We start from the raw sequence: 20,316 nt of genomic DNA, 5'->3' as shown, positions 1-20,316 counted from the left end.
ATGATGCGGCGGGCGCTCATCGCTGCGGTGATCGTTGTCACCTGCGGCTGGTCGTCCGCCCGCGCCGCCGACGCCGCCTTCACGCAGTTCATCGCCTCGCTCTGGCCGGAGGCGCAGGCGGCCGGCGTGTCGCGCGCGACGTTCGAGCAAGAGACGCGCGGGCTCGAGCCGGATTACAAGCTGCCGGATCTGATCCTGCCGGGCCGGCCGGCGACCGGCGCGCCGTCGCAGGCCGAGTTCGTGCAGGTGCCGGCCGACTACGTCAGGGACGCCTCGATCGCGCGCCTTGCGGGCGAGGGGCAGCGGCTCTTGCAAAAATATCGTCCCGCGCTGACCGAGATCGAGAAGAGTTCCGGCGTGCCTGCGACCGTCATGCTCGCGATCTGGGGCCGCGAGACCGACTACGGCCGCTACACGCTGCCGTATGATTTGGTCCGCGTGCTGGCGACGCAGGCCTATGTCGGTCGCCGCAAGGACACCTATCGCAACGAGTTCATCCTCTCGCTGAAGATCCTGGGCGAGGGCATGGTGACGCGCAAGGACATGCGCTCGTCCTGGGCCGGCGCCACCGGGCTCACGCAATTCCTGCCGTCCGAATACTACAAGCACGGCGTCGACTTCGACCGCGACGGCCGCATCGACATCTGGCACTCGGTGCCGGATGCGCTCGCCTCCGCCGCGCAGCAGCTCGTCAACAAAGGCTGGCAGAGCGGCGTGCGCTGGGCCTACGAGGTGCAGGCGCCGGCGAAGGTCGATTGCACCACCGGGGTGCCAGAGGTGACGAAGCCGATCAGCCAATGGCTGCGCGAAGGCTTCGTGCCGGTGCGTGGACAAAAGCTCAGCGCCGCGGAGCAGGCGCAGCCGGCCTCGCTGCTACAGCCGGAAGGAATCTACGGCCCGTCGTTCCTGACCACGAAGAACTACTTCGTCATCAAGGAATACAATTTCTCCGACCTCTACGTGCTGTTCGTCGGTCATCTCAGCGACCGCATGACGAGCCCGTTGCCCTTCGCAACGCCGTGGTCGGCCTCGAAGCAATTGCGCACCAGGGACGTCGAGACCATGCAGCGCGGGCTCACGCGCGTCGGGCTCTACAAGGACAAGATCGACGGCAAGGCCGGCATGCAGACGCGCGCAGCGCTCGGTGCTTATCAAAAGTCGGCGGGCCTGAAGGTCGATTGCTGGCCGAGCGAAGAGGTGCTGCGCTCGATCGAGGCGGCGCGATAGCGCGCGGGACCAAAAGAAAAAGCCCGGCCGATGGTCTCGGCCGGGCTTCGATCGCGGCGCTCACGAGCGCCATGGCGATCAGATCAGTAGCAGACGCGAACCGGGCGGATGACCCAGCCGTAACCGTCCCAGTAACGCTGACGCTGCCAGTAGCAGGGCGCGGGCGGCGGGGGCTCGGCGACGTAGACGGGGCCGCCATAGGCCGGACGGCTCGAGGCGATCGCGCCGCCGACGATGGCGCCGCCGATCAGGCCGGCCGCGATGCCCGCGCCGACGCCGTCATGGGCCTTTGCGGACGGAGCAGCGGTCACCAGCGAACCGGCGACCGTCGCAACCGTGAGGGCGGCAACTAAAGTCTTCTTCATGCTCTTGGCTCTCCTGGGAGATGGGTTCCCCTTGTTAGAGGCGCCCGGGGTTCAAAGGTTCACGCACACTCTGATGGAATTAGCCTTGCAGCTAGGAAGCGCGCAAATGGTCAATCCACGGTAAACGCACACAGAGCTGTGACGAGAAAAAGCGGTCTTTTTCGGGCTCCGAGATGAACGGCGCATCCGTCGTGAACCGGCTTTTGGCGCCTCAGCCACAGACCCTGACGCGGCGGACGCGCCAGCCATAGCCGTCCCAGAAGCGCTGCCTCTGCCAGACGCAACCGCCGTAATAGTCGTCGGCGACATAACCCGGGCCCGGCGCGTAGTAGCGGGGCGGGTAGTAACCAGGGCCATAACCCGGACCATACGCGTAGCCCGGCCCGGGTCCGTAATAATACGGGGAAGCGAGCGCGCCGCCGACAATGGCGCCGCCGATGATCCCAGCCGCCACGCCGGCAGCGACGCCGCGCTGCGCATGGGCCGGCGTCCCGGCCGTCAGGGCCACAGCGGTGAGGGCAGCGACTGCCAGGAGCGACTTCTTCATTGGCTTGACCTTTCGCACAAACACGCGGGAACTCTTTGGGGGGTAAAGTTCCATACTTCGTTTGAATGATCAATGAACGGCACCTTGGCCGGGTGCGACGAATTGGTGTGGACCGCAGCTCCGCCAGGGAGGCGATGATGGGCAACGCGATGATCAATGCATTGATTGCTGCCGGGATCGTCTTCGCCATCGGCTACGGCTGGATCACCCACCTCCAGAATCGCGGCCAACGCCGCTCCCGCGCAGGGGCCGGCAGCGATGGCGGCGGCGACAGCTATTCGGGGACCAGCGACGGCTTCTCGCTGGGAAGCTGGTTTTCCAGCGACAGCTCGGGGAACTCGACCGACACCGGCAGCTGTTCCAGCAGCGATAGCGGCAGCAGCGGCGGGGATTGCGGAGGCGGCGGCGACGGTGGGGGAGGCGGTGGCGGCGACTAGATCCGGCCGCCATCTTGATCCAGCGCAACACCCTGTTTTAGAGCCGTTCTAGGCTGTTTCCGGGTCAGTTTGGAATAGCTTCAAATACCGGTTTTTCCCTTTGCATCCGGCTGGCCCGTTAAATATCGATGATGGCGCATCACCGAAGGGCCTGCCGCTTCCATGATCGTTTGTTCCTGTAACGTGCTGAGCGATGACGACATCCGCGCCGCTGTGGCCGAGTCCGACGACGCCGTGCGCCATGCCAAGCAGGTCTATGGCTGCCTCGGCTGTAGCGCCGAATGCGGCCGCTGCGCGCGGACGATCAAGACCATCATCGATGAAGCGCTTGGCCCGTGCGCCAAGTCCTGCTGCTCCGGCTGCCCGCACAGCCACACCGTGGCCGCCAATGACGAGACGGCCGAGTCCGCCCAGTTCGCGCTCGCGGCCTGCTGAAATCTTCCGCGCTGTCGGCTGAGCTTTTCCCCCGCTGCGTCCCCGTAGCCGGTTGCCCCCTTCCGTAAACTCATTTAGAAGCGTTCTAAATTCGGTTTAGGATCGAGTTGGACTGCAAGAGCTGGAGTGAACCATGCAGGGCGACGCAAAAGTCATCGACTACCTCAACAAGGCACTGCGTCACGAGCTGACTGCGATCAACCAGTACTGGCTGCACTACCGCTTCCTCGACAATTGGGGCCTGCTGGACATGGCCAAGGTCTGGCGCAAGGAATCCATCGAGGAGATGGAGCACGCCGACAAGCTCACCGCGCGCATCCTGTTCTTCGACGGCTTCCCGAACATGCAGGTGCTCGATCCCCTGCGCATCGGCCAGAACGTCAAGGAGATCATCGAGTGCGATCTCGCCGCCGAGATGAGCGCGCGGGCGCTCTACCAGGAAGCGGCGACCTACTGCCACGGCGTCAAGGACTACGTCACGCGCGACCTGTTCGAGAAGCTGATGAGCGACGAGGAGCACCACATCGACTTCCTCGAAACCCAGCTCGACCTGATCGGCCGCATCGGCCTCGAGCTCTACACCCAGAAGCACGTCGGCGGGCTCGAGGGCGAGGGGCATTAAGCTCCGACCGCGGGCTCTCCATTCGTCATGGCCGGGCTTGACCCGGCCATCCCCGTGCTGCGCGCAATGAAGACGTGAATGCCCGGGACAAGCCCGGGCATGACGATCTGTTTGCGGAACGAAAGCGCGCCTACAGCTGCTGCTTGTAGCGCTCTTCCACGATCTCCTGACTCTCCGGTTCGCCCAAGCCCGTCTGGTCGTGAATGACCTCGACGATGCTCGGCATCACCGAGCGCTGCACCTTCTCCGGCGACCACAGCTTCGAGCGCATCAGCGCCTTGCCGCAGTGGAAATAGACTTCGCTGACCGCGACGTTCAGCACCGCGCGCGGTGGCTTGCCGAATTCCACCATCGAGGCAAGCAGATCCGGATCGGCGGACAGCGTGCCGCGCCCGCCGACGCGCAGCGTCTCGTCGATGCCGGGGACGAAGAACAGCAGATGCACGAAGCCCGAGCCTTCGACGACGTTGCGAAAACTGTCGATCCGGTTGTTGCCGGAGCGGTCGGGCATCAGCAGCTGGTTGGGGCCGGCGACGTGGACGAAGCCGATGCCGCCGCCGCGCGGCGAGGCGTCGACGCTGCCGTCCGCGCCTGACGTCGCGAGCACGCAGAACGGCGACATCTCGATGAACTTCTTTGCATGCGCATCGATCGCGGGACGTGCCTTTGCTATCACGCGCGGGCTCGGCTTGGCATAGATGGTGGCGAGGTCTTGGGCGCAAAGATCGGTCAACGGCGTGTCTCCGCATCAGCTTGGGGGCAAGCTACCCGATCGGGCCGCCCCAGCCAATGAAATCCATCACGACGCGCTACACTGCATCGGCGGGCACGAAGCAGCTGATGATGATGGTGCCGCGATGGTGGACGTACCACACCACGGCCCGGCCGACCGGGTTGCCGCGGTCGCGGATGATGGCGCGTTCGGGCACTGCCATCCACTGTCCCTCGATCGGTACCCAATAGGCGCCGTTGCGCACGTCATAGTCCGTGCGATGACCGTCGGAGATGTCGCAGCAGGGCACGCCGTTCGGCGCGATCACGCTCTTGAACCAAGCGCGGATGTCGGGCGGGACGTGATCATATTGCCCGTTGTCGAACGCAAACGCCGCGCTCGTCAGCGCCGTCATCGCAGCCAGCCAAACGCACAGTGCGAGCCTGCGCATGCGATCCTCCTCATCGCGTGTCGTGCCAATGGCGCGCGATCGCTCCGCGCCTCGATTCGTGTCGCTGACGCGATTAAGCCCGAGCTGTCAGCGCATTGCATGCTCAAATAATATGCGGCGCGAGAGGCGCCGCACATGATGCATTGCGATATGAGGACGTGCAGCCCGCCGATTCTACATCGTCCGTTGCGGCGCGGTTTGCAGCAATTGCCTGACCTGCTCGCTGTAGAACTTTGCATTGCCGGTGGTGCCGTGACCGCGCGTTTCGGTGCTGGCGGGGATCAGATACAGGCGGCCGTTCTTGACCTGCTTCATCGCCGCGTCCGTGAGGCCGGTCTCCGGCGGGTTACGCTCGTCGTCGGCGGAGTTGATCAGCAGCAACGAGGCTTCGATCTGCTCCAGCTTCTCCCCGGCATTGTAGTCGTGCGAGGACTCCCACTGGTAGACGAAGTCGTTGGCATCGGCCGTGATCGGCGTCGCGAGCCGCTCGTCGACGATCTTGTCGGCCTTGGCCGCCGTCGGCGCCTGCGATTGATAGGCCAGCGTTCCGCCGATGCTCGCGATGCCGTAGGCGGTGACGGCGTATTTCATCATGCGCGGCTGGCTGGAGTAGTTGCCGCCATTGTAGTCGGGGTCGTTGCGGATGGTGTCGAGCATGATCCGCCGCAGCATCCAGTTGCGCGATGCCATCTCGGTCGGTTGCGAGGCCATCGGGATCAGCGCGTCCATCGCCTTCGGATATTTCTCGCCCCACAGCCAGGTGTGCATGCCGCCCATCGAATTGCCGATGACGAGCCGCAGATGCTTGACGCCGAGTCCTTCCGTCACGAGGCGGTACTGCGCCTCGACCATGTCGTCGTAGTCGTATTTCGGAAAGCCGGTCTTCATGCCGTCGGACGGTTTTGACGATTTGCCATGGCCGATGCCGTCGGGAATGATGATGTAGTATTTGGTGGCGTCGAGCGACTGGCCCGCGCCGAACAGCTCGCCGGCGAAGCTTGGCGTCAGCATGCTTGCGCCCGAGCCGCCGGTGCCATGCAGCACCAGCACCGGTTGCCCGCTCGGCTCGCCGACGGTGGTGTAATGCAGCCGCAACTCCGGCATGACCTCGCCGGTGTGGAACTTGAAATCCCTGGCGATCCAGTCGCCCTGTTTCGGTGCAGGATAATCGGCAGCCATCGCCGACGCCGAGATGGACAGCAGAATGGCCGACAGCGCCGCGCAAGAAGTCTTCATGTTTCTCTCCCCATGCGGCTCGTATCCGGCGGCCGCGTTGCGGCGATCTTAGCAAAACTCTCCAGAAGGATGTAGGATTTTGGCTCCGCCGATCGTCCTCGAGGTAAACATCGGGAGTGACTGCATGTGCCGCAACATCAAGACGCTGTTCAACTTCGAGCCGCCGGCGACGGAGGACGAGATCCATGCCTCGGCCTTGCAGTTCGTGCGCAAATTGTCGGGCTTCAACAGGCCGTCGCAGGCCAACGAGGCGGCGTTCGACCGCGCCGTGGCCGAGGTCTCGGAGGCGGCGCGAAAGCTCCTCACCTCGCTGCACACCCATGCGCCGGCGCGCGACCGCGAGGTCGAGGCGGAAAGGGCCAAGGAGCGCTCGCGGCTGCGCTTTGGCTAGCGGATCCACTGTCCCGTTCCGTGATCTGGCTCACGGTATGGGGCGCCTCGACTTGCGATGATGTCTGCCGGGGTTTTGCCAACCCGGAGCACGACCATGACCCGCCCCCTTCTTCCGCTCAAAGCAGGTGCCATCATCTTCACGCTGCTGTGGACCGCGTGGATGATGTGGTGGGGCGGTTCGTTCTCGAGCGCGAGCGTCGTCATCCTGGCGCTGTGCGGCGCGGCGGTCGGCTATCTCTGGTATCGCGCCATGCGCTGGCAGTTCGAGCGCATGGGCATGCTGCCACGTAAGGATGATTCCTCAAGGGCTTCCTGATCCGGGCTCGTGTCCCGGACGCGGCGCTTCTTCAGCGGTGCGCCGCAGAGCCGGGACCCGGAAATCGTAAGCGGATCTCTTGCTGAGCCGCGGCCACTAATCCCTGTGGCCGTGCTTCTTCTTTTTCTTCTTTTTCTTGTGGTCGTCGTCTTCGCCGTCGTCGCTCTCGTCACCGGCGATCGGCTCGTCGGTTTCCTGCACGGCGGCCTCCAGCGCCTCGCGCTCGGCGGCTTCACGCTCGCGCTGGCGGCGGCGCTCGTCCCAGGCGTCGAAGAGCTGTTCGAGCCAGGGCAATACCTGCTCGATCGACGGCAACTGGCCGGGCGGGCCGGCCTCGCCGCGCGGGCCCTGCGGCCCCACTGGGCCTTGCGGTCCGACAGGTCCCTGCGCCCCGGCAGCGCCACGCGGACCGGCCTCGCCCTGCTTGCCTTGCGGGCCGGGCTTGCCTGCGGGGCCAGCCTTTCCGATCGGTCCCGGCTTGCCTTGCGGTCCCGGCTTGCCGCGCGCGCCGTCCGGGCCGCGCCGGCCCGGATGACCCTGCGGTCCCGGCCGTCCCGGCTCGCCTTGCCGCCCGCGCGGGCCCTGAGGTCCCTGCCGTTTCTGTTCGTCTGCCACGCCACTGCTCCCTTGACCGGAAGCAAGCTACTTAGCGTCGTTTGACGACAGCAGCAATTCTGTCCGCGCATCGCCCCCCGATTGATCAACATCAACCGGCGGCACGCGACGGCGTGTCACTGAAGGGCGCGCGGCCACAACCTCACGAGGAGCGACCGATGCGCGAAGCGTGGAAAATGTTCTGCTTGTCTGCAGTCACTTTTGCCGCTGCGCTCGGCCTTGCCCAGCTGTTGGTGCCCGATATCGTGCCGGTTGCTTTCGCCGAAGAGCCGCAGGGGTCATGGGCTGTCATGACGGCCTTCGTTCTCCGCGCGATCGAGCTGATCGCGGCCGCGGTCGCGATCATCGCGCTCGCGGTTCTCGCCGGCGCGTATCTGCAGCAGGAGCTGCGTCGGCTGTTTCGCAGCACATCGTCGCGCCGCGCGCCGCCGGCGGACTGATCGACCTCCGCGCGGCCACGCGCTGGTTAGTCCTGATAGGCCGGCACGTCGATGCCGGAGGCGGCATAGAGCCTGATCTTGTTGCGCAGCGTGCGTACCGACAGGCCGAGCACGCGCGCGGCGCGTGTGCGATTGCCGTCACAGCGGGCGAGCGTCTGGAGCACGAGCTCGCGCTCGACCTCGTCGACGGTCGCACCGATCAGCAGCGGAACGATCTGGTTTGGAGCAAGGAATTCTGCGCCCTGCGGCGCGGCGACATGAACAGTGGTCATCAATACACCTCCCGACCAACGCCCGCTTCCATCGTTGGAAGCGGATCGAGAACAAACGACCCCCAAGCCGTAAATCCACGGTGGGCGGGTTTGGTTAATGAAAGGTTAACCGCGGGCGATCGCACCAATTGACCTTGGGATTGCCGCGAAGCCGCCGCGATTGGCGCGAGATGCATGGTGATGCGGACGTATCTTGCGCCGCACATTCGCTGTCATGCCCCGCCCCAGTGCGCAATTGCGCACAAGGCGGACGATGACACTGAGCGGGTGGTGAAAGCGTCCCCCTCACACCGTCCGATATCCGCCGTCCACCATCACGATCGTTCCCGTGACGTAGGCCGACATATCCGACGCAAGGAAGATCGCGGGACCCACGATGTCCTCGGGCTTGCCGGTGCGCGCCAGCGGGGTGTGATCGACGAAGGCCTGCACCAGCGCCGGATTGGTGGCGCGCACATTGGCGTTGATGTTGGTCTCGATGAAGCCCGGCCCGATCGCGTTGACGCGCACGCCTTCCTTGCCGAGCTCGGCCGCGAGCGCCTTGGTGAAGCCGAGCACGCCGTGCTTGGAGGTGGTGTAGGCCGCCGAGCTCGGCGTGCGCAGATGCACGAAGGACTGGATCGAGCCAATATTGACGATGCGGCCCTTGGCTGCGCGCAAGGGAGCGAGGAAGGCCTGCGTCATGTTGAAGACGCCGTTGAGGTTGAGCGAGATGATGTCGTTCCAGTCCTTCGCCACCGTCTCCGTCTCCGCGGTGAAGGCGTTGCGGCGGGTGATGCCGGCATTGTTGACGAGGATCGAGACCTGCCCGACCTTGTCGGCGACTTGCCTGGCCAGAGCAAAGCAGTCGTCGCGCCTGGTCACGTCGAGCGCGAAGCTCTCGGCCCTGCCGCCCGCCTTGCGGATCTTCTGCGCCCCTTCCGCGACGGTGTCGGCGTTGACGTCGAGCAGCACCACTTGTGCGCCTTCGCGCGCGTAGCCGGCCGCGATCGCCCGGCCGATGCCGGAACCGGCGCCGGTGACGACGGCGATGTGGTTTGCAAGCAATGCCATGACATTTTCCTCCCGGATTCGTTTCGAAATTTCATGAAAGGCTAACTCGAAATTAAGGGGTCGGAAACGGCGGCCTTGGCATACTGATTCTCATTGCTAAACGTTGCGCGCATGATGGAACGGCTTGAATCCTGGAAATTGGCGCTCGAGCGCCTGCGGTCGGCGGAGCCGGCCGATTGGGCCGAGGCGGGCCGGCTCGTGGCCGAGATCGCGCGGATGAGCCCCGATGTCACGCTGCGACAGGCCGCCGAGCAGGCGCTTCCGGTGCTGCGCCAGGCTGTGGACAATGACGATCGCAGCGTCATGCTGGCGGCCCAGCGCCGCCTCGGCGTGGTCCTCGATGTCGTCCATGGTCTGACCGCGCCGCGCTTCGGCCGCCGCAACGCGACGCCGAAGAAACTCTCGAGCGAGGATCGCGCCCGCAAGGTGCTCGGCCTGCCGCTCGCGGTGCAGCTCACCTGCGAGGACATCAACCAGGCCTATCGTCGCGCCGCCAAGGGCATGCATCCCGACCGCGGCGGCAGCGCGGAAGCCTTCATCGACCTCGCCGCCGCGCGCGACCTCCTGATCCATCCCGGCGCGCACAAGGACGCGTGAGAGCGCTCAGACGAGATCTCGTAGGGTGGGCAAAGACGCATTTGCGCAGTGACCACCATCTTCGCGATGGATGGAATGGTGGGCACGCTTCGCTTTGCCCACCCTACGGCGTCTGCGCTGTTTCTAATCTCAGCTCTTGCTCACGCAGCTCGGATAGGGTGCGGCTTCACCTGGTACGATCGGGCAGAGCTCGATCGGGCCGAGTTCGCGCAGGCGGGTTTGCCAGCGTTCGTCATTGACCGGCGGCTCGTCGCTCTCGGGGCCGCGTTCGGCCCATTGGATGGTGTAGTAGTCGGTCGTGCCCTTCAGCGTGACCAGCAGGGCGGTCTCGCTGTGGCGGGTCGGGCCGCTGTCGACGCGGCCGCAGCCGATCACCGCGACAAAACCCTCGAAGCGGCCGAAATTCGTGGCGCCGAGCGGCTGTGCCGCAAAGCTGTCGGGGCAGGCCGATTTGAAGCCGCCGGCGATGGAGCCTGCGAGTGCCTCGGGCGAGGCGCCTTGAGTCAGCGTCATGCCCTTCTCGCCGGTGACCGTGATCATCTGCGTCCAGCGTTCCGGCGTCTCGCCCCTCAGCACGGCTTCGCGGATGTAGTGGCCGCCCTTGGTGTTCTCGAACACCGCGACGAAGTTCGACGGCATCGCGAAGCTGACAAGCTGGCCGAAGATCGGCGAGATCACGCGGAAGGATTGCGGCGCCTGCGCCGGCGATGTGGAGACGAGTGCGAGCGATGCAGCGAGGATCGCTGCCGTCGTGGTGAGCCTGCGCATCGATTGATCCCGCGGGAGCTGAGTAGAAACGCTGGATAGAAACGCGAACGGGCAAGGATGCTAGCAGCGCATCCTTGCCCGACCCTTGTCGTCCGCCGATCGAATCCTACCAGGTGCAGTGGCCGTTTCTCAACGCGTGGTCCTTCAGCGCGAGTGCGTCGACGAAGGTCGGCACGGTAGCGCTGACGCGGGCGTAGTCGGAGGGCCACGGCGTGGTCGGGATGCTCTCGTCCCAGATCTGGCAGAAGCCGGTGTCCTGCCAGCGGATCAGGTGATAGCTGGCCTCCGCGGGGCTCGCGGCGACGAAGGCAGTGACGGCAAGACCGGCGGCAGCGCACAGCACGGAAATACGACGCATGATCAGCTCCTTAAATGAAAGATGTGATGCGCCTCCCGACAATGACGGGAGGCGGGTGCGGGGCGCTTTTGGGGGGCGCGCCCCGGACAAGATGTGAGTAGTTCCGCCTGTTGATCAGGTTCAAGGCGCGTGCGCCGGAAATGCGGGATTTTGGCCGGAAAATGTGGGGCCGCGCGCCCAAAGAAGAGGGCGGATCGCTCGCGCGATCCGCCCTGCAAATCCCGTCTGTCGCGTCAGGCTCAGAGCGTGCAGCGGCGCTCCCCGCGCAGCTTGATCTGGAGGTCGGAGGCGGCCGTGAAGGTCGGGAGCGGCTTGCTGACGACCTTGTAGGTCGAAGCGCCCCACTGGAACGGCTTGTACTTCAGGTCCTCGTTCCAGACCTGGCAGATGCCGGTGTTGTCCCAGCGGATCACGTAATACCCGGGCGCCGCGGATGCGGGCACGGCGAACACGGAGGTGGCGATGCCGGCAACGGCACAGAGGGCGAGAACGCGACGCATGAAATATCTCCTTGTGGGGAAGTGTGACCCGAAAATTCGTGCGGTAAAAGCCGGCCCTTTGCAAGCCGGGGAGCCGCCGTTCACGGACATGTCAGGCGATGCAGGGCACTTGGTTTGGCCGCGTGCCCGGCAAGTCACACTGCTCACTTCGAAAGCGACGCCACCGCCTCGATCTCGATCAGCATCCGCGGATCGGGCAGCGCGTGCACCACGCAGGTGGTGCGTGCCGGATAGGGCGGCGGACCGAAGGCGCCGGCATAGAGCGCGTTCATGGCGGCAACGTCGGAGGCACGCGTCAGAAGCACGCTGACCTTGACGAGATCGCGGACGGTTGCGCCGGCCTCGGCCAGCACGCGCTTGATGTTGATGGCGACGTTGGCGAACTGCGCCTCGAAGCCGTCGGGCAGCGCGCCATTGCCGTCGAAGCCGGGAATGCCGGAGACGAACAGGAGATCGCCGACGCGCGTCGCAAAGGACAGCGGCGGTGCCTTCACATGCGGCGGGGGCGCGAAATGCTGGATCGGCATGGGATCACCTCGGGGGTCGTGCAGGGCCCATCAGCGTAGCGACATGCGGGGGAGTTGCAATCGCCATGAGGGAGGCGGCGCAGGGGGCAAAAACGAAAACCGCGAAAACAACCCCATGCATAGTAGGGATCACGCCGAAATCATTGGGCTTTTTTGAATTCGGTAACGCCGAAGCAATCGCTTGCTCCGTCGGGCAAAACAGGGGCAGAATGGCATCATGAAGTTGCCCGTCCTGCGGCACCAAGCTCCGCCGTCATGCCCCGGCTTGACCGGGGCATCCAGTACGCCGCGGCTTCCCCGTTCAGCCACCGCCGTCTCTGGAATACTGGATCGCCCGCCTGCGCGGGCGATGACAGTTGAATGCGATGCTGCACCTTGCGCCTCACGTCCACCCCATCATGTTCCCGCCGCGATCCATCGGATAGATTCGACCGTCTGATTCGATCCCTCCCTTGAAAAATAGCCCCCGGAGACGCCCCATGAAGATCGCTTCCACCCTTCGCGCCGCGCTGGTCGCCATCGCGGCGCTTGCCGGGCTCTCGACCTCGGCGATGGCCGACGGCGGCACCGTGGTGCTGACGATCTACAAGGCGGGCTGGATCATCGGCGGCTCCGGCGGCTCCGGCGTGCTGAACTTCCGCGGCCGCTCCTATGGGCTCTCGACCGGCGGGCTCGACTACGGCCTCGTCTTCGGCGGCTCCAAGACCGTGCTGCGCGGCCGCGTCTCCAACATCAACCGTCCCTCCGACGTTGCCGGCGTCTACGGTGCCGCCGGCGCCGGCCTTGCCGTCGGCCGCGGCGCCCGCGCCATCGTGCTCACCAACCAGAAGGGCGCGGTGCTGGAACTGTCGGGCTACCAGACCGGCCTGATGGCGAACGCGGATCTCAGCGGTCTCGCGATCACGATGCGGTAGGTGCGTAGGGTGGGCAAAGGCGCGTAAGCGCCGTGCCCACCATCGGTGTCAGCTCGGACGAAAGAGTTGGTGGGCACGCTTCGCTTTGCCCACCCTACGGCTCCCTACGCTCCCGTCACCGCCGCATGGATCCGCTCGCAATGCGCGACGAGATTGGCGTGTGCATCGACGAACGCCTTCAGCGGCGTCGGGATCGGGAAGTAGTGGATGTTGGCGATGAAGCCGTAGATGCCGGCATCGACGCTGGTTGGCGCTTCGCCGTGCACGAAACCCGCAGTGGGGACGATCTCGGCCAGCACCTCGAGGTCCGCAAGGCCTCGCGCATAGGCCTGCTCCGGCGTGTAGCGGCCGATGCCCTGGTAATGATAGCGCTGCGCGTTATACGCCTTCGCCTTCTCGAATCCTTCCGCATTGATCTGCGGATGCTGCGCGATGAAGGCGTCGCGGAAGGCCGGATAGTAGCGCTCGTCCTTCCAGCGCGAGTACGACATCACCCAGTAGAGATCGTCCAGCATGCGGGTGACGAAGTGATTGGTCCTCCGTGCGTCCTGCGAAAGCCCGGCATCGATGCCCAGGCGATATTTCGCGATCGCATGCGCGATGATCGTCTCGCTGTCGCCGATGGTCTCGCCGTCGTCGACGATGTAGGGCAGCTGCCCGCGCGGCGCGGCGGAGGCATCGAAGACATGCTCGTGCACGAACGGCACGCCGGCGAGCTTCAGGAAGGCGTAGACCTTGAGGCCGTAGCCGTTGTTGTCGGCGACGCCGAACAGCTTTGGGTAGGAGTAGAGCGTCAGCATGGGCGGGCTCCTCCGTGTTGGCGGAGGCAGCATGCAGGGGCGGGGAGACGGACGCAATGGGCCGGCGGAATTCGTCAGGACGACGGTTGAGCGTGGGGCGCCGCTCCTACGAACGCGACGCGGCGGTGAACACCGCCGACTGCGCCTCGAACGCACGCCTGAACGCCGGCCGGGCTTCGCCGCGGGCGACGTACGCGGCGATGTCAGGGTATTCGTCCAGCAGGCCGGAGGTGTTGAGCCGGCGCAGCACCGTCACCATCATGAGATCGCCGGCGCTGAACGCTCCGTCGAGCCAGTCGGCATCGCCGAGGCGACGGGACAACTCGCCGAGCCTGGTACGGACGCGATCCTGCAACATGGGCAGGCGCGCCTCGTACCAGCTCTTGTCGCGCTCGAACAGCATCGCCATTCCGAGCTCGACGATCGGCGGCTCCAGCGTATTGAGCGCGGCAAACATCCATGCAATCGCGCGGCCCCTCGGATTTGCCTCGAGCGGCAGCAGCCCGGCATGGCGCTCGGCGAGATGGAGCACGATCGCGCCCGATTCAAACAGCGCGAGATCGCCGTCCTCGAAGGTCGGGATCTGCCCGAACGGATGCAGCGCAAGATGCGCCGGTTGCTTCATCGCCGCGAACGAGACGAGGCGGACGTCGTAGGGCTGGCCGACTTCCTCCAGCGCCCAGCGAACCCGCATGTCGCGCGCCTGTCCCCTGCCGCGGTCGGGCGAGCTTTCGAAGGCGGTGATGGTGGGCATCGGGGGGCTCCGGGGTGGTGGCGTATTGTCCAGAGGACGAACGGGCCGGGTGGGTTCCGACAACCTATCGCGTTTTCTGGCGCGTAGGATGGGTAGAACAAAGCGAAACCCATTGCCTACGCGCGTTGACCGTTTTGCGACGTGATCCACTTCGCCAGGTCGCTTTGGATCGCTATACTGCCAATCTCAGCAGGATGGTGCCCCCATGGCGAGAGAATTGGAAGGCAAGGTTGCCGCCGTGACCGGAGCCGCGTCCGGCATCGGATTGGCGAGTGCCGAGGCGATGCTGGCTGCGGGCGCGCGCGTGGTGATGGTCGATCGCGACGAGGCTGCGCTGAAGGCGCTCTGCAACAAGCACGGCGACACCGTGATCCCGCTGGTCGTCGACCTGCTCGATCCAGAAGACTGCGCAACGCTGTTGCCGCGCGTCTTGGAGAAGGCCGGCCAGCTCGACATCCTGCATGCAAACGCAGGCACGTATGTCGGCGGCGATCTGGTCGATGCCGACACCATGGCGATCGACCGGATGCTGAACCTGAATGTCAACGTCGTGATGAAAAACGTGCACGACGTGCTACCGCACATGATCGAACGCCGGACCGGCGACATCATCGTCACGAGTTCGCTGGCGGCGCATTTTCCGACGCCGTGGGAGCCGGTCTATGCGTCGTCCAAATGGGCGATCAACTGCTTCGTCCAGACGGTGCGGCGCCAGGTCTTCAAGCATGGCATTCGCGTGGGCTCGATCTCGCCCGGCCCGGTCGTCAGCGCGCTGCTCGCGGACTGGCCGCCCGAGAAGCTGAAGGAAGCCAGGGACTCGGGAAGCCTGCTGGAAGCCAGCGACGTGGCCGAGGTCGTGATGTTCATGCTGACGCGGCCGCGCGGCATGACCATTCGAGACGTGGTGATGTTGCCGACCAATTTCGATCTTTAGGGCGCATGCGCGGGTGACGGTGTCCATTCCTCATGGTGAGGAGGCGCGAAGCGCCGTCTCGAACCATGCAGGCCCCATCATCTCGCCCGCGGCCATCCTTCGAGACGACTGCGGAGCCTGTCATCGGGCCGCGCATTGCGCGGACCCGGTGGCGGTCTCCTCAGGATGAGGTCTGTGGGTGTTGAACGTCCAGCGCAGCAATCCACGCCGCCAGTTCTCGCCACGGCTCCAGCGTCCAATGCCCGGACGCAGCACCGGACGGCGAGGGCAGCACGAACACCTCAGGCCAGCTTCCATCCCGCGGCTGCCGCCCCAGCGAAATCCCGCTCGACGGCCTGCCGTAAAACAAGCTCGCCGCTTTCTTGCTCGTGAACGCAATCGTCCTCGGCCGATACTTCTCGATCTTGGCCCTGAAGCCGGGCACGTCGATCGTGTCAGTCGCGATCTGGTGATCCATCCCGGCGCCGGTCTTGGAGAGATCGGTGAAGCCGATCCCGAGATCGAGCAGCGACGCGAACTCGCCCGGCTGATAACGCCGCGGCGTGATGCCGGCCTCATGGATCGCGCGCCAGAAGCGGTTGCCGGGATGGGCGTAGTAGTGCCCGAGTTCGGCCGAGCGCGTAGAGGCGGCGGTGCCGACGAAGACGAGGCGGAGGTGGGGGCGGAGCTGGTCGGGGAGGCGGTGGGGGGGTGCGTTCGACACGTCAATCATCCGCGGCTCCAGCCCGCATGAGCGGAGCGATATGCGGGACGACAAAGACACCAGATCTCGCTACGCTTATCCAGCTTTGCTTGCCGGCGGCGAATCGGGAAGACCATAGAAATGGCAATTGGTTTTAGTGAACGCCTTGATTTCGGTCCCATCATAGGATGGGAACTCTACCAAGTGACGATCGACAAGTATCACATCATGTTCTGGTTTGAGGGTGAAAATGCCTTGTTGAACGTCGCGGACCGTTTCTCGTTCAGATCGTCCGATGGTACGGTCAATTTCTCTTACGAGATCTATGGCAATCATAAATCCTTGAGTGTTGATCGCATCCTCCGAACGAAAATCGCCGAAACGACGATTGTGAGTAAGGAGCAGCTCGATCTTGTGTTTGAAAATGGCGACGTGCTGTCGATCTACGATAATCCGGAATTCAGATCCTGGTGGTTCCTCGGGGGGCGCCAAAACGATCCGGTTCGCCAGAGGACGAATTGGTCATTTTCAATCTGCGATCATGATCCGGAGGACCTGACAGAACAAGAGTACCAGGATCGACGCACCTGATCTGATAAGCTTCGTTCATCAGCGTCCATACAGTCAGCCGGATGGCAGAGTCCTGCTCCTGAGGAATCGGTCGTTTCGGAACAAAATCAAACATCGCGATCCCTCAAAGCTAGGTTGTGATTGCCTCACAACACCCGATTACTCTCCTTCACCTTCTCCGCATCCAGATAAACGCTGCTGCCCATCTCCTTGAACTTCGCGCTCATCTTAGCCATGCCGTCCTCGGCGGTGCCGCTCATCGACATGCCGATCGAGTTCGGGTCGTTCAGCGTCGCCGCATAGTCCCGTACGTCCTGCGTGATCTTCATCGAGCAGAATTTCGGGCCGCACATCGAGCAGAAATGGGCGACCTTGTGGGCTTCCTTCGGCAGGGTCTCGTCGTGGAAGTTTTTCGCGGTATCAGGGTCGAGGCCGAGGTTGAACTGGTCGCTCCAGCGGAAGTCGAAACGGGCGCGGGACAGCGCGTCGTCGCGGAGCTGGGCGGCGGGGTGGCCCTTGGCGAGATCGGAGGCGTGGGCCGCGATCTTGTAGGTGATGACGCCGGTCTTGACGTCGTTGCGATCGGGCAGGCCGAGATGCTCCTTCGGGGTGACGTAGCAGAGCATCGCGCAGCCGAACCAGCCGATCATGGCCGCGCCAATGCCTGAGGTGATGTGGTCGTAGCCCGGCGCGATGTCGGTGGTCAGCGGTCCAAGCGTGTAGAACGGCGCCTCGCCGCACTCCCTAAGCTGCTTGTCCATGTTGATCTTGATCTTGTGCATCGGCACGTGGCCGGGGCCTTCGATCATGACCTGGCAGCCCTTGTCCCACGCGATCTTGGTCAGCTCGCCGAGCGTCTCCAGCTCCGCGAACTGGGCGCGGTCGTTCGCGTCCGCGATCGAGCCGGGGCGCAGGCCGTCGCCGAGCGAGAACGAGACGTCATACTTGCGCATGAGGTCGCAGATCTCGTCGAAATGCGTATAGAGGAAGCTCTCCTTGTGATGCGCCAGGCACCACTTCGCCATGATCGAGCCGCCGCGGCTGACGATGCCGGTGACGCGGTTGGCGGTGAGGTGGATGTAGGACAGGCGCACGCCGGCGTGGATGGTGAAATAGTCGACGCCCTGCTCGCACTGCTCGATCAGCGTGTCCTTGTAGAGCTCCCAGGTCAGCTTGACCGGATCGCCGTTGCACTTCTCCAGCGCCTGATAAATGGGAACGGTGCCGATCGGCACCGGCGCGTTGCGCAGGATCCATTCGCGGGTGGTGTGGATGTTGCGCCCCGTCGAGAGGTCCATCACGGTGTCGGCGCCCCAGCGGATCGCCCACACCATCTTCTCGACCTCCTCCTCGACCGACGACGTGACGGCCGAGTTGCCGATATTGGCGTTGATCTTGGTCAGGAAGTTGCGGCCGATGATCATCGGCTCGAGTTCTGAGTGGTTGATGTTGCAGGGGATGATGGCGCGGCCGCGCGCGATCTCGGAGCGGACGAACTCCGGGGTGATGAAGGCGGGGACCTCGGCGCCAAAACTCTCGCCGTCGGCGAGCGCTGCTTCCGCGCGCTCGAGCTGCTCCTTGCGGCCGAGATTTTCGCGCGCGGCGACGTAGATCATCTCCTTGGTGATGATGCCGGCGCGGGCGAATTCGAGCTGCGTGATCTTGTGGCCGTCGAGGCCGCGCAGCGGCTTGTGATAGGCGCTGAACGCGCGCGCGGCCTTGTCGGTGGAGAGGTTGCCGTTGTCCTCCGGCTTGACCTGGCGGCCCTCATATTCCTCGACGCCGCCGCGCTCCAGCACCCATTGCTTGCGGTTGCGGGCAAGGCCGGCGTTGACGTCGATGGTCACGGACGGATCGGTGTAGGGGCCGGAGGTGTCGTACACCGGCAGGTTCGGCTCGCCGGCGCCTTCGGACAGGATGATCTCGCGCAGGGGCACCCGCAGATCGGGGGCCGCATCGGGCGAGGCAAAGATCTTGCGCGAGGAGGGCAGCGGGCCGGTGGTGACGGCGGGGACGGTCTTATCGGGGTTGGAGCGGATGTTCATGGGATCCTCCGGTTAATTCGTTGATGTCGCTGCGCGAGAGGCAAATACCGCTGTCATCCCCGCCTAGTGCGCAATTGCGCACGGGGGGCGGGGATCCAGTATTCCGAGGCGGTGCGGCTAGAGTCGAGAAGCTGCGGCGTACTGGATCGCCCGGTCAAGCCGGGCGATGACAGTGGAGTGTGGGGTGAGAGAGCGTGCATCACGCCGCCTCCTTCGACTCGCCGAGCCATTGCCGCACCCGCGCGTCGGGGTCGGCATTTTGCGTGACGTCGCTGACGACAGCGATGGAATCGGCGCCCGCGGCAAAAATCTCCGCGGCGTGCTCGAACTTGATGCCGCCGATCGCGACCAGCGGGATGGTGCCGATGCGCTTTTTCCATTCCGTGATCTTCGGAATGCCCTGCGGCTCGAAGCGCATCGACTTCAAGGTGGTGAAGAAAATCGGGCCCAGCGCGATGTAATCCGGCTTGGCGGCGAGCGCGGTCGCAAGCTCGGCGTCGTCATGGGTGGAGATGCCGAGCGACAGACCGGCCTCGCGGATGGCCTTGAGATCGGCGTCGGCGAGGTCCTCCTGGCCGAGATGCAGATACTTTGCGCCGGCGACGATCGCCGCGCGCCAGTAATCGTTCACCACGAGCTTGGCCTGCGTGCCCTCGGTGATGGCGAGCGCGTCGGTGACGATCTGCAGCGCTTCGGCGTCGTTCAGGTCTTTCGCGCGCAGTTGAATCGTGCCGACGCCGAGCTTGGTCAGGCGCTCGACCCAGGCGAGGCTGTCGACGACAGGGTAGAAGCGATCAGGATACGGCATGCCAGAACGGGGTCCCAACGACAGGGGTGGAGGGGGAGGCGAAGTCGCGGGCGTTCATCAGCCCGGCCTCAAAGGCGGTGCGGCCGGCCTCGACACCCAGGCGGAAGGCATTGGCCATGGCGACGGGATCGGCGGCTTTTGCGATGGCGGTGTTGAGCAGCACGGCGTCATAGCCGAGCTCCAGCGCCTGCGCCGCGTGGCTCGGCGCGCCCAGGCCGGCGTCGACCACCAGCGTGATGTCGGGCAGGCGGTCGCGCAAGAGCTTCAGCGCATCGCGGTTGGTGATGCCCCGGGCCGAGCCGATCGGCGCGGCCCACGGCATCACCACCTTGCAGCCGGCATCGACCAGGCGGTTGGCGACCGAGAGATCCTCGGTGCAATAGGGGAACACTTCAAAACCGTCCTTGATCAGGAGGCTTGCTGCTTCGACCAGGCCGACGACGTCGGGCTGGAGCGTGTCGTTGTCGGCGATCACTTCCAGCTTGATCCAGCTTGTGCCGAACAGTTCGCGCGCGAGCTTTGCGGTCGTCACCGCCTCGCGCACGCTGCGGCAGCCGGCGGTGTTCGGCAGCACGGTGACGTCGAGCTCGCGGATCAGATTCCAGAACGCATCGCCGGTCTTGCCGCCGGCGGATTCTCGCCGCAGCGACACCGTGACGATGTTCGAGCCGGCGGCGCGGATCGCCGCCTGCATGATCGCCGGCGAAGGATAGAGCGCGCTGCCGATCAAGAGGCGCGAGGCGAAGGATTTGCCGTAGAAGGTCACCATGTGCGAGGTGTCTCCTCAAGTTCAACTGTCGTCCCCGCGAAGGCGGGGACCCATACCGCGTGATTTCTCTTGGGGCATGCGGGGAGAGATCGGCCGCCATAACCGCTCCCTGTGGTTATGGGTCCCCGCCTTCGCGGGGACGACAAGTGGAGAGAGTGTGCTATCATCC

General features: G+C 64.8%; 29 protein-coding genes. 11 read left to right on the top strand and 18 right to left on the bottom strand.

Annotated features, from left to right (window positions below):
* Nucleotides 1-1,227, top strand: a complete 1,227-nt coding sequence (locus AAFG50_RS33065) for a lytic murein transglycosylase (RefSeq protein WP_028176315.1) — start codon at nt 1-3, stop codon at nt 1,225-1,227.
* An 83-nt stretch (nt 1,228-1,310) separates the two neighbouring features.
* Here the strand turns inward: AAFG50_RS33065 and AAFG50_RS33060 are convergent, their stop codons facing one another.
* Together AAFG50_RS33060 and AAFG50_RS33055 are read right to left on the bottom strand one after the other, a co-directional pair.
* Nucleotides 1,311-1,592 (bottom strand): hypothetical protein, encoded by a 282-nt coding sequence (locus AAFG50_RS33060; protein WP_011089423.1) that lies wholly within the window; start codon nt 1,590-1,592, stop codon nt 1,311-1,313.
* Between the two features lie 211 nt (nt 1,593-1,803).
* A complete protein-coding gene (locus AAFG50_RS33055; protein ID WP_028176314.1) occupies nt 1,804-2,139 on the bottom strand; it encodes a hypothetical protein in 336 nt (111 codons plus the stop codon).
* A 134-nt stretch (nt 2,140-2,273) separates the two neighbouring features.
* On the opposite strand from AAFG50_RS33055, the gene AAFG50_RS33050 reads away from it, so the two are divergent.
* The 3 genes from AAFG50_RS33050 (at nt 2,274) to bfr (ending at nt 3,633) form a co-directional block, all read left to right on the top strand.
* A complete protein-coding gene (locus tag AAFG50_RS33050; protein WP_028176313.1) occupies nt 2,274-2,576 on the top strand; it encodes a hypothetical protein in 303 nt (100 codons plus the stop codon).
* A 162-nt stretch (nt 2,577-2,738) separates the two neighbouring features.
* Nucleotides 2,739-3,011: a (2Fe-2S)-binding protein gene (locus AAFG50_RS33045; RefSeq protein WP_011089421.1), complete on the top strand. Its 273-nt coding sequence runs from the start codon at nt 2,739-2,741 to the stop codon at nt 3,009-3,011.
* 133 nt (nt 3,012-3,144) lie between these two features.
* Entirely contained in the window at nt 3,145-3,633 is a 489-nt protein-coding gene (gene bfr / locus AAFG50_RS33040) for a bacterioferritin (protein ID WP_011089420.1), read from the top strand.
* A gap of 130 nt (nt 3,634-3,763) precedes the next feature.
* On the opposite strand, the gene AAFG50_RS33035 is transcribed toward bfr, so the two are convergent.
* From AAFG50_RS33035 to AAFG50_RS33025, 3 genes are all read right to left on the bottom strand, one after another.
* Entirely contained in the window at nt 3,764-4,366 is a 603-nt protein-coding gene (locus tag AAFG50_RS33035; protein ID WP_028176312.1) for a pyridoxamine 5'-phosphate oxidase family protein, read from the bottom strand.
* A 76-nt stretch (nt 4,367-4,442) separates the two neighbouring features.
* Nucleotides 4,443-4,796, bottom strand: a complete 354-nt coding sequence (locus AAFG50_RS33030; RefSeq protein ID WP_028176311.1) for a hypothetical protein — start codon at nt 4,794-4,796, stop codon at nt 4,443-4,445.
* A gap of 174 nt (nt 4,797-4,970) precedes the next feature.
* On the bottom strand, nt 4,971-6,032 hold the full coding sequence (locus AAFG50_RS33025) for an alpha/beta fold hydrolase (protein ID WP_028176310.1): 1,062 nt from the start codon (nt 6,030-6,032) through the stop codon (nt 4,971-4,973).
* Nucleotides 6,033-6,156: 124 nt separating this feature from the next.
* Between AAFG50_RS33025 and AAFG50_RS33020 the strand changes: the two genes are divergently transcribed.
* Together AAFG50_RS33020 and AAFG50_RS33015 are read left to right on the top strand one after the other, a co-directional pair.
* Nucleotides 6,157-6,423 carry a DUF2277 domain-containing protein gene (locus AAFG50_RS33020; RefSeq protein ID WP_028176309.1) on the top strand — a complete coding sequence of 89 codons (267 nt, stop codon included), beginning with the start codon at nt 6,157-6,159 and terminating at the stop codon, nt 6,421-6,423.
* 96 nt (nt 6,424-6,519) lie between these two features.
* Entirely contained in the window at nt 6,520-6,741 is a 222-nt protein-coding gene (locus AAFG50_RS33015) for a hypothetical protein (protein WP_028176308.1), read from the top strand.
* A 96-nt stretch (nt 6,742-6,837) separates the two neighbouring features.
* On the opposite strand, the gene AAFG50_RS33010 is transcribed toward AAFG50_RS33015, so the two are convergent.
* Nucleotides 6,838-7,356 carry a collagen-like protein gene (locus tag AAFG50_RS33010; protein WP_039185833.1) on the bottom strand — a complete coding sequence of 173 codons (519 nt, stop codon included), beginning with the start codon at nt 7,354-7,356 and terminating at the stop codon, nt 6,838-6,840.
* 41 nt (nt 7,357-7,397) lie between these two features.
* Between AAFG50_RS33010 and AAFG50_RS33005 the strand changes: the two genes are divergently transcribed.
* Entirely contained in the window at nt 7,398-7,796 is a 399-nt protein-coding gene (locus AAFG50_RS33005) for a hypothetical protein (RefSeq protein ID WP_231166565.1), read from the top strand.
* A gap of 26 nt (nt 7,797-7,822) precedes the next feature.
* Here AAFG50_RS33005 and AAFG50_RS33000 read toward each other — a convergent pair whose 3' ends face one another.
* Complete coding sequence (locus tag AAFG50_RS33000; protein WP_027547911.1) at nt 7,823-8,068, bottom strand: helix-turn-helix domain-containing protein; 246 nt, start codon at nt 8,066-8,068, stop codon at nt 7,823-7,825.
* Nucleotides 8,069-8,353: 285 nt separating this feature from the next.
* Entirely contained in the window at nt 8,354-9,121 is a 768-nt protein-coding gene (locus AAFG50_RS32995) for an SDR family oxidoreductase (RefSeq protein WP_028176306.1), read from the bottom strand.
* Between the two features lie 111 nt (nt 9,122-9,232).
* Here AAFG50_RS32995 and AAFG50_RS32990 point away from each other — a divergent pair, with 111 nt between their 5' ends.
* Nucleotides 9,233-9,718: a molecular chaperone DnaJ gene (locus AAFG50_RS32990; protein WP_028176305.1), complete on the top strand. Its 486-nt coding sequence runs from the start codon at nt 9,233-9,235 to the stop codon at nt 9,716-9,718.
* A gap of 129 nt (nt 9,719-9,847) precedes the next feature.
* Here AAFG50_RS32990 and AAFG50_RS32985 read toward each other — a convergent pair whose 3' ends face one another.
* The 4 genes from AAFG50_RS32985 to AAFG50_RS32970 form a co-directional block, all read right to left on the bottom strand.
* Nucleotides 9,848-10,486 (bottom strand): hypothetical protein, encoded by a 639-nt coding sequence (locus AAFG50_RS32985; protein WP_028176304.1) that lies wholly within the window; start codon nt 10,484-10,486, stop codon nt 9,848-9,850.
* Between the two features lie 106 nt (nt 10,487-10,592).
* Nucleotides 10,593-10,844 (bottom strand): hypothetical protein, encoded by a 252-nt coding sequence (locus AAFG50_RS32980; RefSeq protein ID WP_028176303.1) that lies wholly within the window; start codon nt 10,842-10,844, stop codon nt 10,593-10,595.
* Nucleotides 10,845-11,083: 239 nt separating this feature from the next.
* Entirely contained in the window at nt 11,084-11,344 is a 261-nt protein-coding gene (locus AAFG50_RS32975; RefSeq protein WP_028176302.1) for a hypothetical protein, read from the bottom strand.
* A gap of 143 nt (nt 11,345-11,487) precedes the next feature.
* The gene (locus AAFG50_RS32970; RefSeq protein ID WP_028176301.1) at nt 11,488-11,871 is read right to left on the bottom strand and encodes a RidA family protein; all 384 of its coding nucleotides are present in this window, start codon (nt 11,869-11,871) and stop codon (nt 11,488-11,490) included.
* Nucleotides 11,872-12,350: 479 nt separating this feature from the next.
* Between AAFG50_RS32970 and AAFG50_RS32965 the strand changes: the two genes are divergently transcribed.
* Nucleotides 12,351-12,785, top strand: a complete 435-nt coding sequence (locus AAFG50_RS32965) for a hypothetical protein (RefSeq protein WP_028176300.1) — start codon at nt 12,351-12,353, stop codon at nt 12,783-12,785.
* A 104-nt stretch (nt 12,786-12,889) separates the two neighbouring features.
* Here AAFG50_RS32965 and AAFG50_RS32960 read toward each other — a convergent pair whose 3' ends face one another.
* The gene (locus AAFG50_RS32960; RefSeq protein ID WP_028176299.1) at nt 12,890-13,585 is read right to left on the bottom strand and encodes a glutathione S-transferase family protein; all 696 of its coding nucleotides are present in this window, start codon (nt 13,583-13,585) and stop codon (nt 12,890-12,892) included.
* Between the two features lie 106 nt (nt 13,586-13,691).
* Complete coding sequence (locus AAFG50_RS32955) at nt 13,692-14,339, bottom strand: glutathione S-transferase family protein (RefSeq protein WP_028176298.1); 648 nt, start codon at nt 14,337-14,339, stop codon at nt 13,692-13,694.
* 205 nt (nt 14,340-14,544) lie between these two features.
* Here AAFG50_RS32955 and AAFG50_RS32950 point away from each other — a divergent pair, with 205 nt between their 5' ends.
* On the top strand, nt 14,545-15,273 hold the full coding sequence (locus tag AAFG50_RS32950; RefSeq protein WP_028176297.1) for an SDR family oxidoreductase: 729 nt from the start codon (nt 14,545-14,547) through the stop codon (nt 15,271-15,273).
* Between the two features lie 160 nt (nt 15,274-15,433).
* On the opposite strand, the gene AAFG50_RS32945 is transcribed toward AAFG50_RS32950, so the two are convergent.
* Nucleotides 15,434-15,985, bottom strand: coding sequence for a mismatch-specific DNA-glycosylase (locus tag AAFG50_RS32945; protein ID WP_039185825.1), 552 nt, complete (start codon nt 15,983-15,985; stop codon nt 15,434-15,436).
* A gap of 111 nt (nt 15,986-16,096) precedes the next feature.
* On the opposite strand from AAFG50_RS32945, the gene AAFG50_RS32940 reads away from it, so the two are divergent.
* Nucleotides 16,097-16,546 carry a hypothetical protein gene (locus tag AAFG50_RS32940; RefSeq protein WP_028176295.1) on the top strand — a complete coding sequence of 150 codons (450 nt, stop codon included), beginning with the start codon at nt 16,097-16,099 and terminating at the stop codon, nt 16,544-16,546.
* A gap of 125 nt (nt 16,547-16,671) precedes the next feature.
* Here AAFG50_RS32940 and thiC read toward each other — a convergent pair whose 3' ends face one another.
* From thiC to AAFG50_RS32925, 3 genes are all read right to left on the bottom strand, one after another.
* Nucleotides 16,672-18,570 carry a phosphomethylpyrimidine synthase ThiC gene (gene thiC, locus AAFG50_RS32935; protein ID WP_028176294.1) on the bottom strand — a complete coding sequence of 633 codons (1,899 nt, stop codon included), beginning with the start codon at nt 18,568-18,570 and terminating at the stop codon, nt 16,672-16,674.
* A gap of 199 nt (nt 18,571-18,769) precedes the next feature.
* On the bottom strand, nt 18,770-19,378 hold the full coding sequence (locus AAFG50_RS32930) for a thiamine phosphate synthase (RefSeq protein ID WP_028176293.1): 609 nt from the start codon (nt 19,376-19,378) through the stop codon (nt 18,770-18,772).
* Entirely contained in the window at nt 19,365-20,147 is a 783-nt protein-coding gene (locus AAFG50_RS32925; protein ID WP_028176292.1) for a thiazole synthase, read from the bottom strand. The genes AAFG50_RS32930 and AAFG50_RS32925 overlap by 14 nt, the downstream gene beginning before the upstream one ends.
* Nucleotides 20,148-20,316 lie beyond the last annotated feature (169 nt).

Origin of the sequence: Bradyrhizobium sp. B039, assembly GCF_038965675.1 — a bacterium.
GTDB classification, from domain to species: Bacteria; Pseudomonadota; Alphaproteobacteria; order Rhizobiales; family Xanthobacteraceae; genus Bradyrhizobium; species Bradyrhizobium diazoefficiens.
The sequence above is the reverse complement of the archived record's forward strand: the minus strand, read 5'-3'. Positions and strand labels throughout refer to the sequence as shown.

Coding starts and splice junctions, on each gene's coding strand:
- AAFG50_RS32930 (WP_028176293.1), bottom strand. CDS start 19,378: ATGCCGTATCCTGATCGCTTCTACCCTGTCGTCGACAGCCTCGCCTGG.
- AAFG50_RS32945 (WP_039185825.1), bottom strand. CDS start 15,985: ATGATTGACGTGTCGAACGCACCCCCCCACCGCCTCCCCGACCAGCTC.
- AAFG50_RS32960 (WP_028176299.1), bottom strand. CDS start 13,585: ATGCTGACGCTCTACTCCTACCCAAAGCTGTTCGGCGTCGCCGACAAC.
- thiC (WP_028176294.1), bottom strand. CDS start 18,570: ATGAACATCCGCTCCAACCCCGATAAGACCGTCCCCGCCGTCACCACC.
- AAFG50_RS33030 (WP_028176311.1), bottom strand. CDS start 4,796: ATGCGCAGGCTCGCACTGTGCGTTTGGCTGGCTGCGATGACGGCGCTG.
- AAFG50_RS33065 (WP_028176315.1), top strand. CDS start 1: ATGATGCGGCGGGCGCTCATCGCTGCGGTGATCGTTGTCACCTGCGGC.
- bfr (WP_011089420.1), top strand. CDS start 3,145: ATGCAGGGCGACGCAAAAGTCATCGACTACCTCAACAAGGCACTGCGT.
- AAFG50_RS32980 (WP_028176303.1), bottom strand. CDS start 10,844: ATGCGTCGTATTTCCGTGCTGTGCGCTGCCGCCGGTCTTGCCGTCACT.
- AAFG50_RS32925 (WP_028176292.1), bottom strand. CDS start 20,147: ATGGTGACCTTCTACGGCAAATCCTTCGCCTCGCGCCTCTTGATCGGC.
- AAFG50_RS33060 (WP_011089423.1), bottom strand. CDS start 1,592: ATGAAGAAGACTTTAGTTGCCGCCCTCACGGTTGCGACGGTCGCCGGT.
- AAFG50_RS32940 (WP_028176295.1), top strand. CDS start 16,097: ATGGCAATTGGTTTTAGTGAACGCCTTGATTTCGGTCCCATCATAGGA.
- AAFG50_RS32955 (WP_028176298.1), bottom strand. CDS start 14,339: ATGCCCACCATCACCGCCTTCGAAAGCTCGCCCGACCGCGGCAGGGGA.
- AAFG50_RS33000 (WP_027547911.1), bottom strand. CDS start 8,068: ATGACCACTGTTCATGTCGCCGCGCCGCAGGGCGCAGAATTCCTTGCT.
- AAFG50_RS33050 (WP_028176313.1), top strand. CDS start 2,274: ATGATGGGCAACGCGATGATCAATGCATTGATTGCTGCCGGGATCGTC.
- AAFG50_RS33055 (WP_028176314.1), bottom strand. CDS start 2,139: ATGAAGAAGTCGCTCCTGGCAGTCGCTGCCCTCACCGCTGTGGCCCTG.
- AAFG50_RS32990 (WP_028176305.1), top strand. CDS start 9,233: ATGATGGAACGGCTTGAATCCTGGAAATTGGCGCTCGAGCGCCTGCGG.
- AAFG50_RS32965 (WP_028176300.1), top strand. CDS start 12,351: ATGAAGATCGCTTCCACCCTTCGCGCCGCGCTGGTCGCCATCGCGGCG.
- AAFG50_RS33025 (WP_028176310.1), bottom strand. CDS start 6,032: ATGAAGACTTCTTGCGCGGCGCTGTCGGCCATTCTGCTGTCCATCTCG.
- AAFG50_RS32985 (WP_028176304.1), bottom strand. CDS start 10,486: ATGCGCAGGCTCACCACGACGGCAGCGATCCTCGCTGCATCGCTCGCA.
- AAFG50_RS33015 (WP_028176308.1), top strand. CDS start 6,520: ATGACCCGCCCCCTTCTTCCGCTCAAAGCAGGTGCCATCATCTTCACG.
- AAFG50_RS32995 (WP_028176306.1), bottom strand. CDS start 9,121: ATGGCATTGCTTGCAAACCACATCGCCGTCGTCACCGGCGCCGGTTCC.
- AAFG50_RS32970 (WP_028176301.1), bottom strand. CDS start 11,871: ATGCCGATCCAGCATTTCGCGCCCCCGCCGCATGTGAAGGCACCGCCG.
- AAFG50_RS32975 (WP_028176302.1), bottom strand. CDS start 11,344: ATGCGTCGCGTTCTCGCCCTCTGTGCCGTTGCCGGCATCGCCACCTCC.
- AAFG50_RS33045 (WP_011089421.1), top strand. CDS start 2,739: ATGATCGTTTGTTCCTGTAACGTGCTGAGCGATGACGACATCCGCGCC.
- AAFG50_RS33020 (WP_028176309.1), top strand. CDS start 6,157: ATGTGCCGCAACATCAAGACGCTGTTCAACTTCGAGCCGCCGGCGACG.
- AAFG50_RS32950 (WP_028176297.1), top strand. CDS start 14,545: ATGGCGAGAGAATTGGAAGGCAAGGTTGCCGCCGTGACCGGAGCCGCG.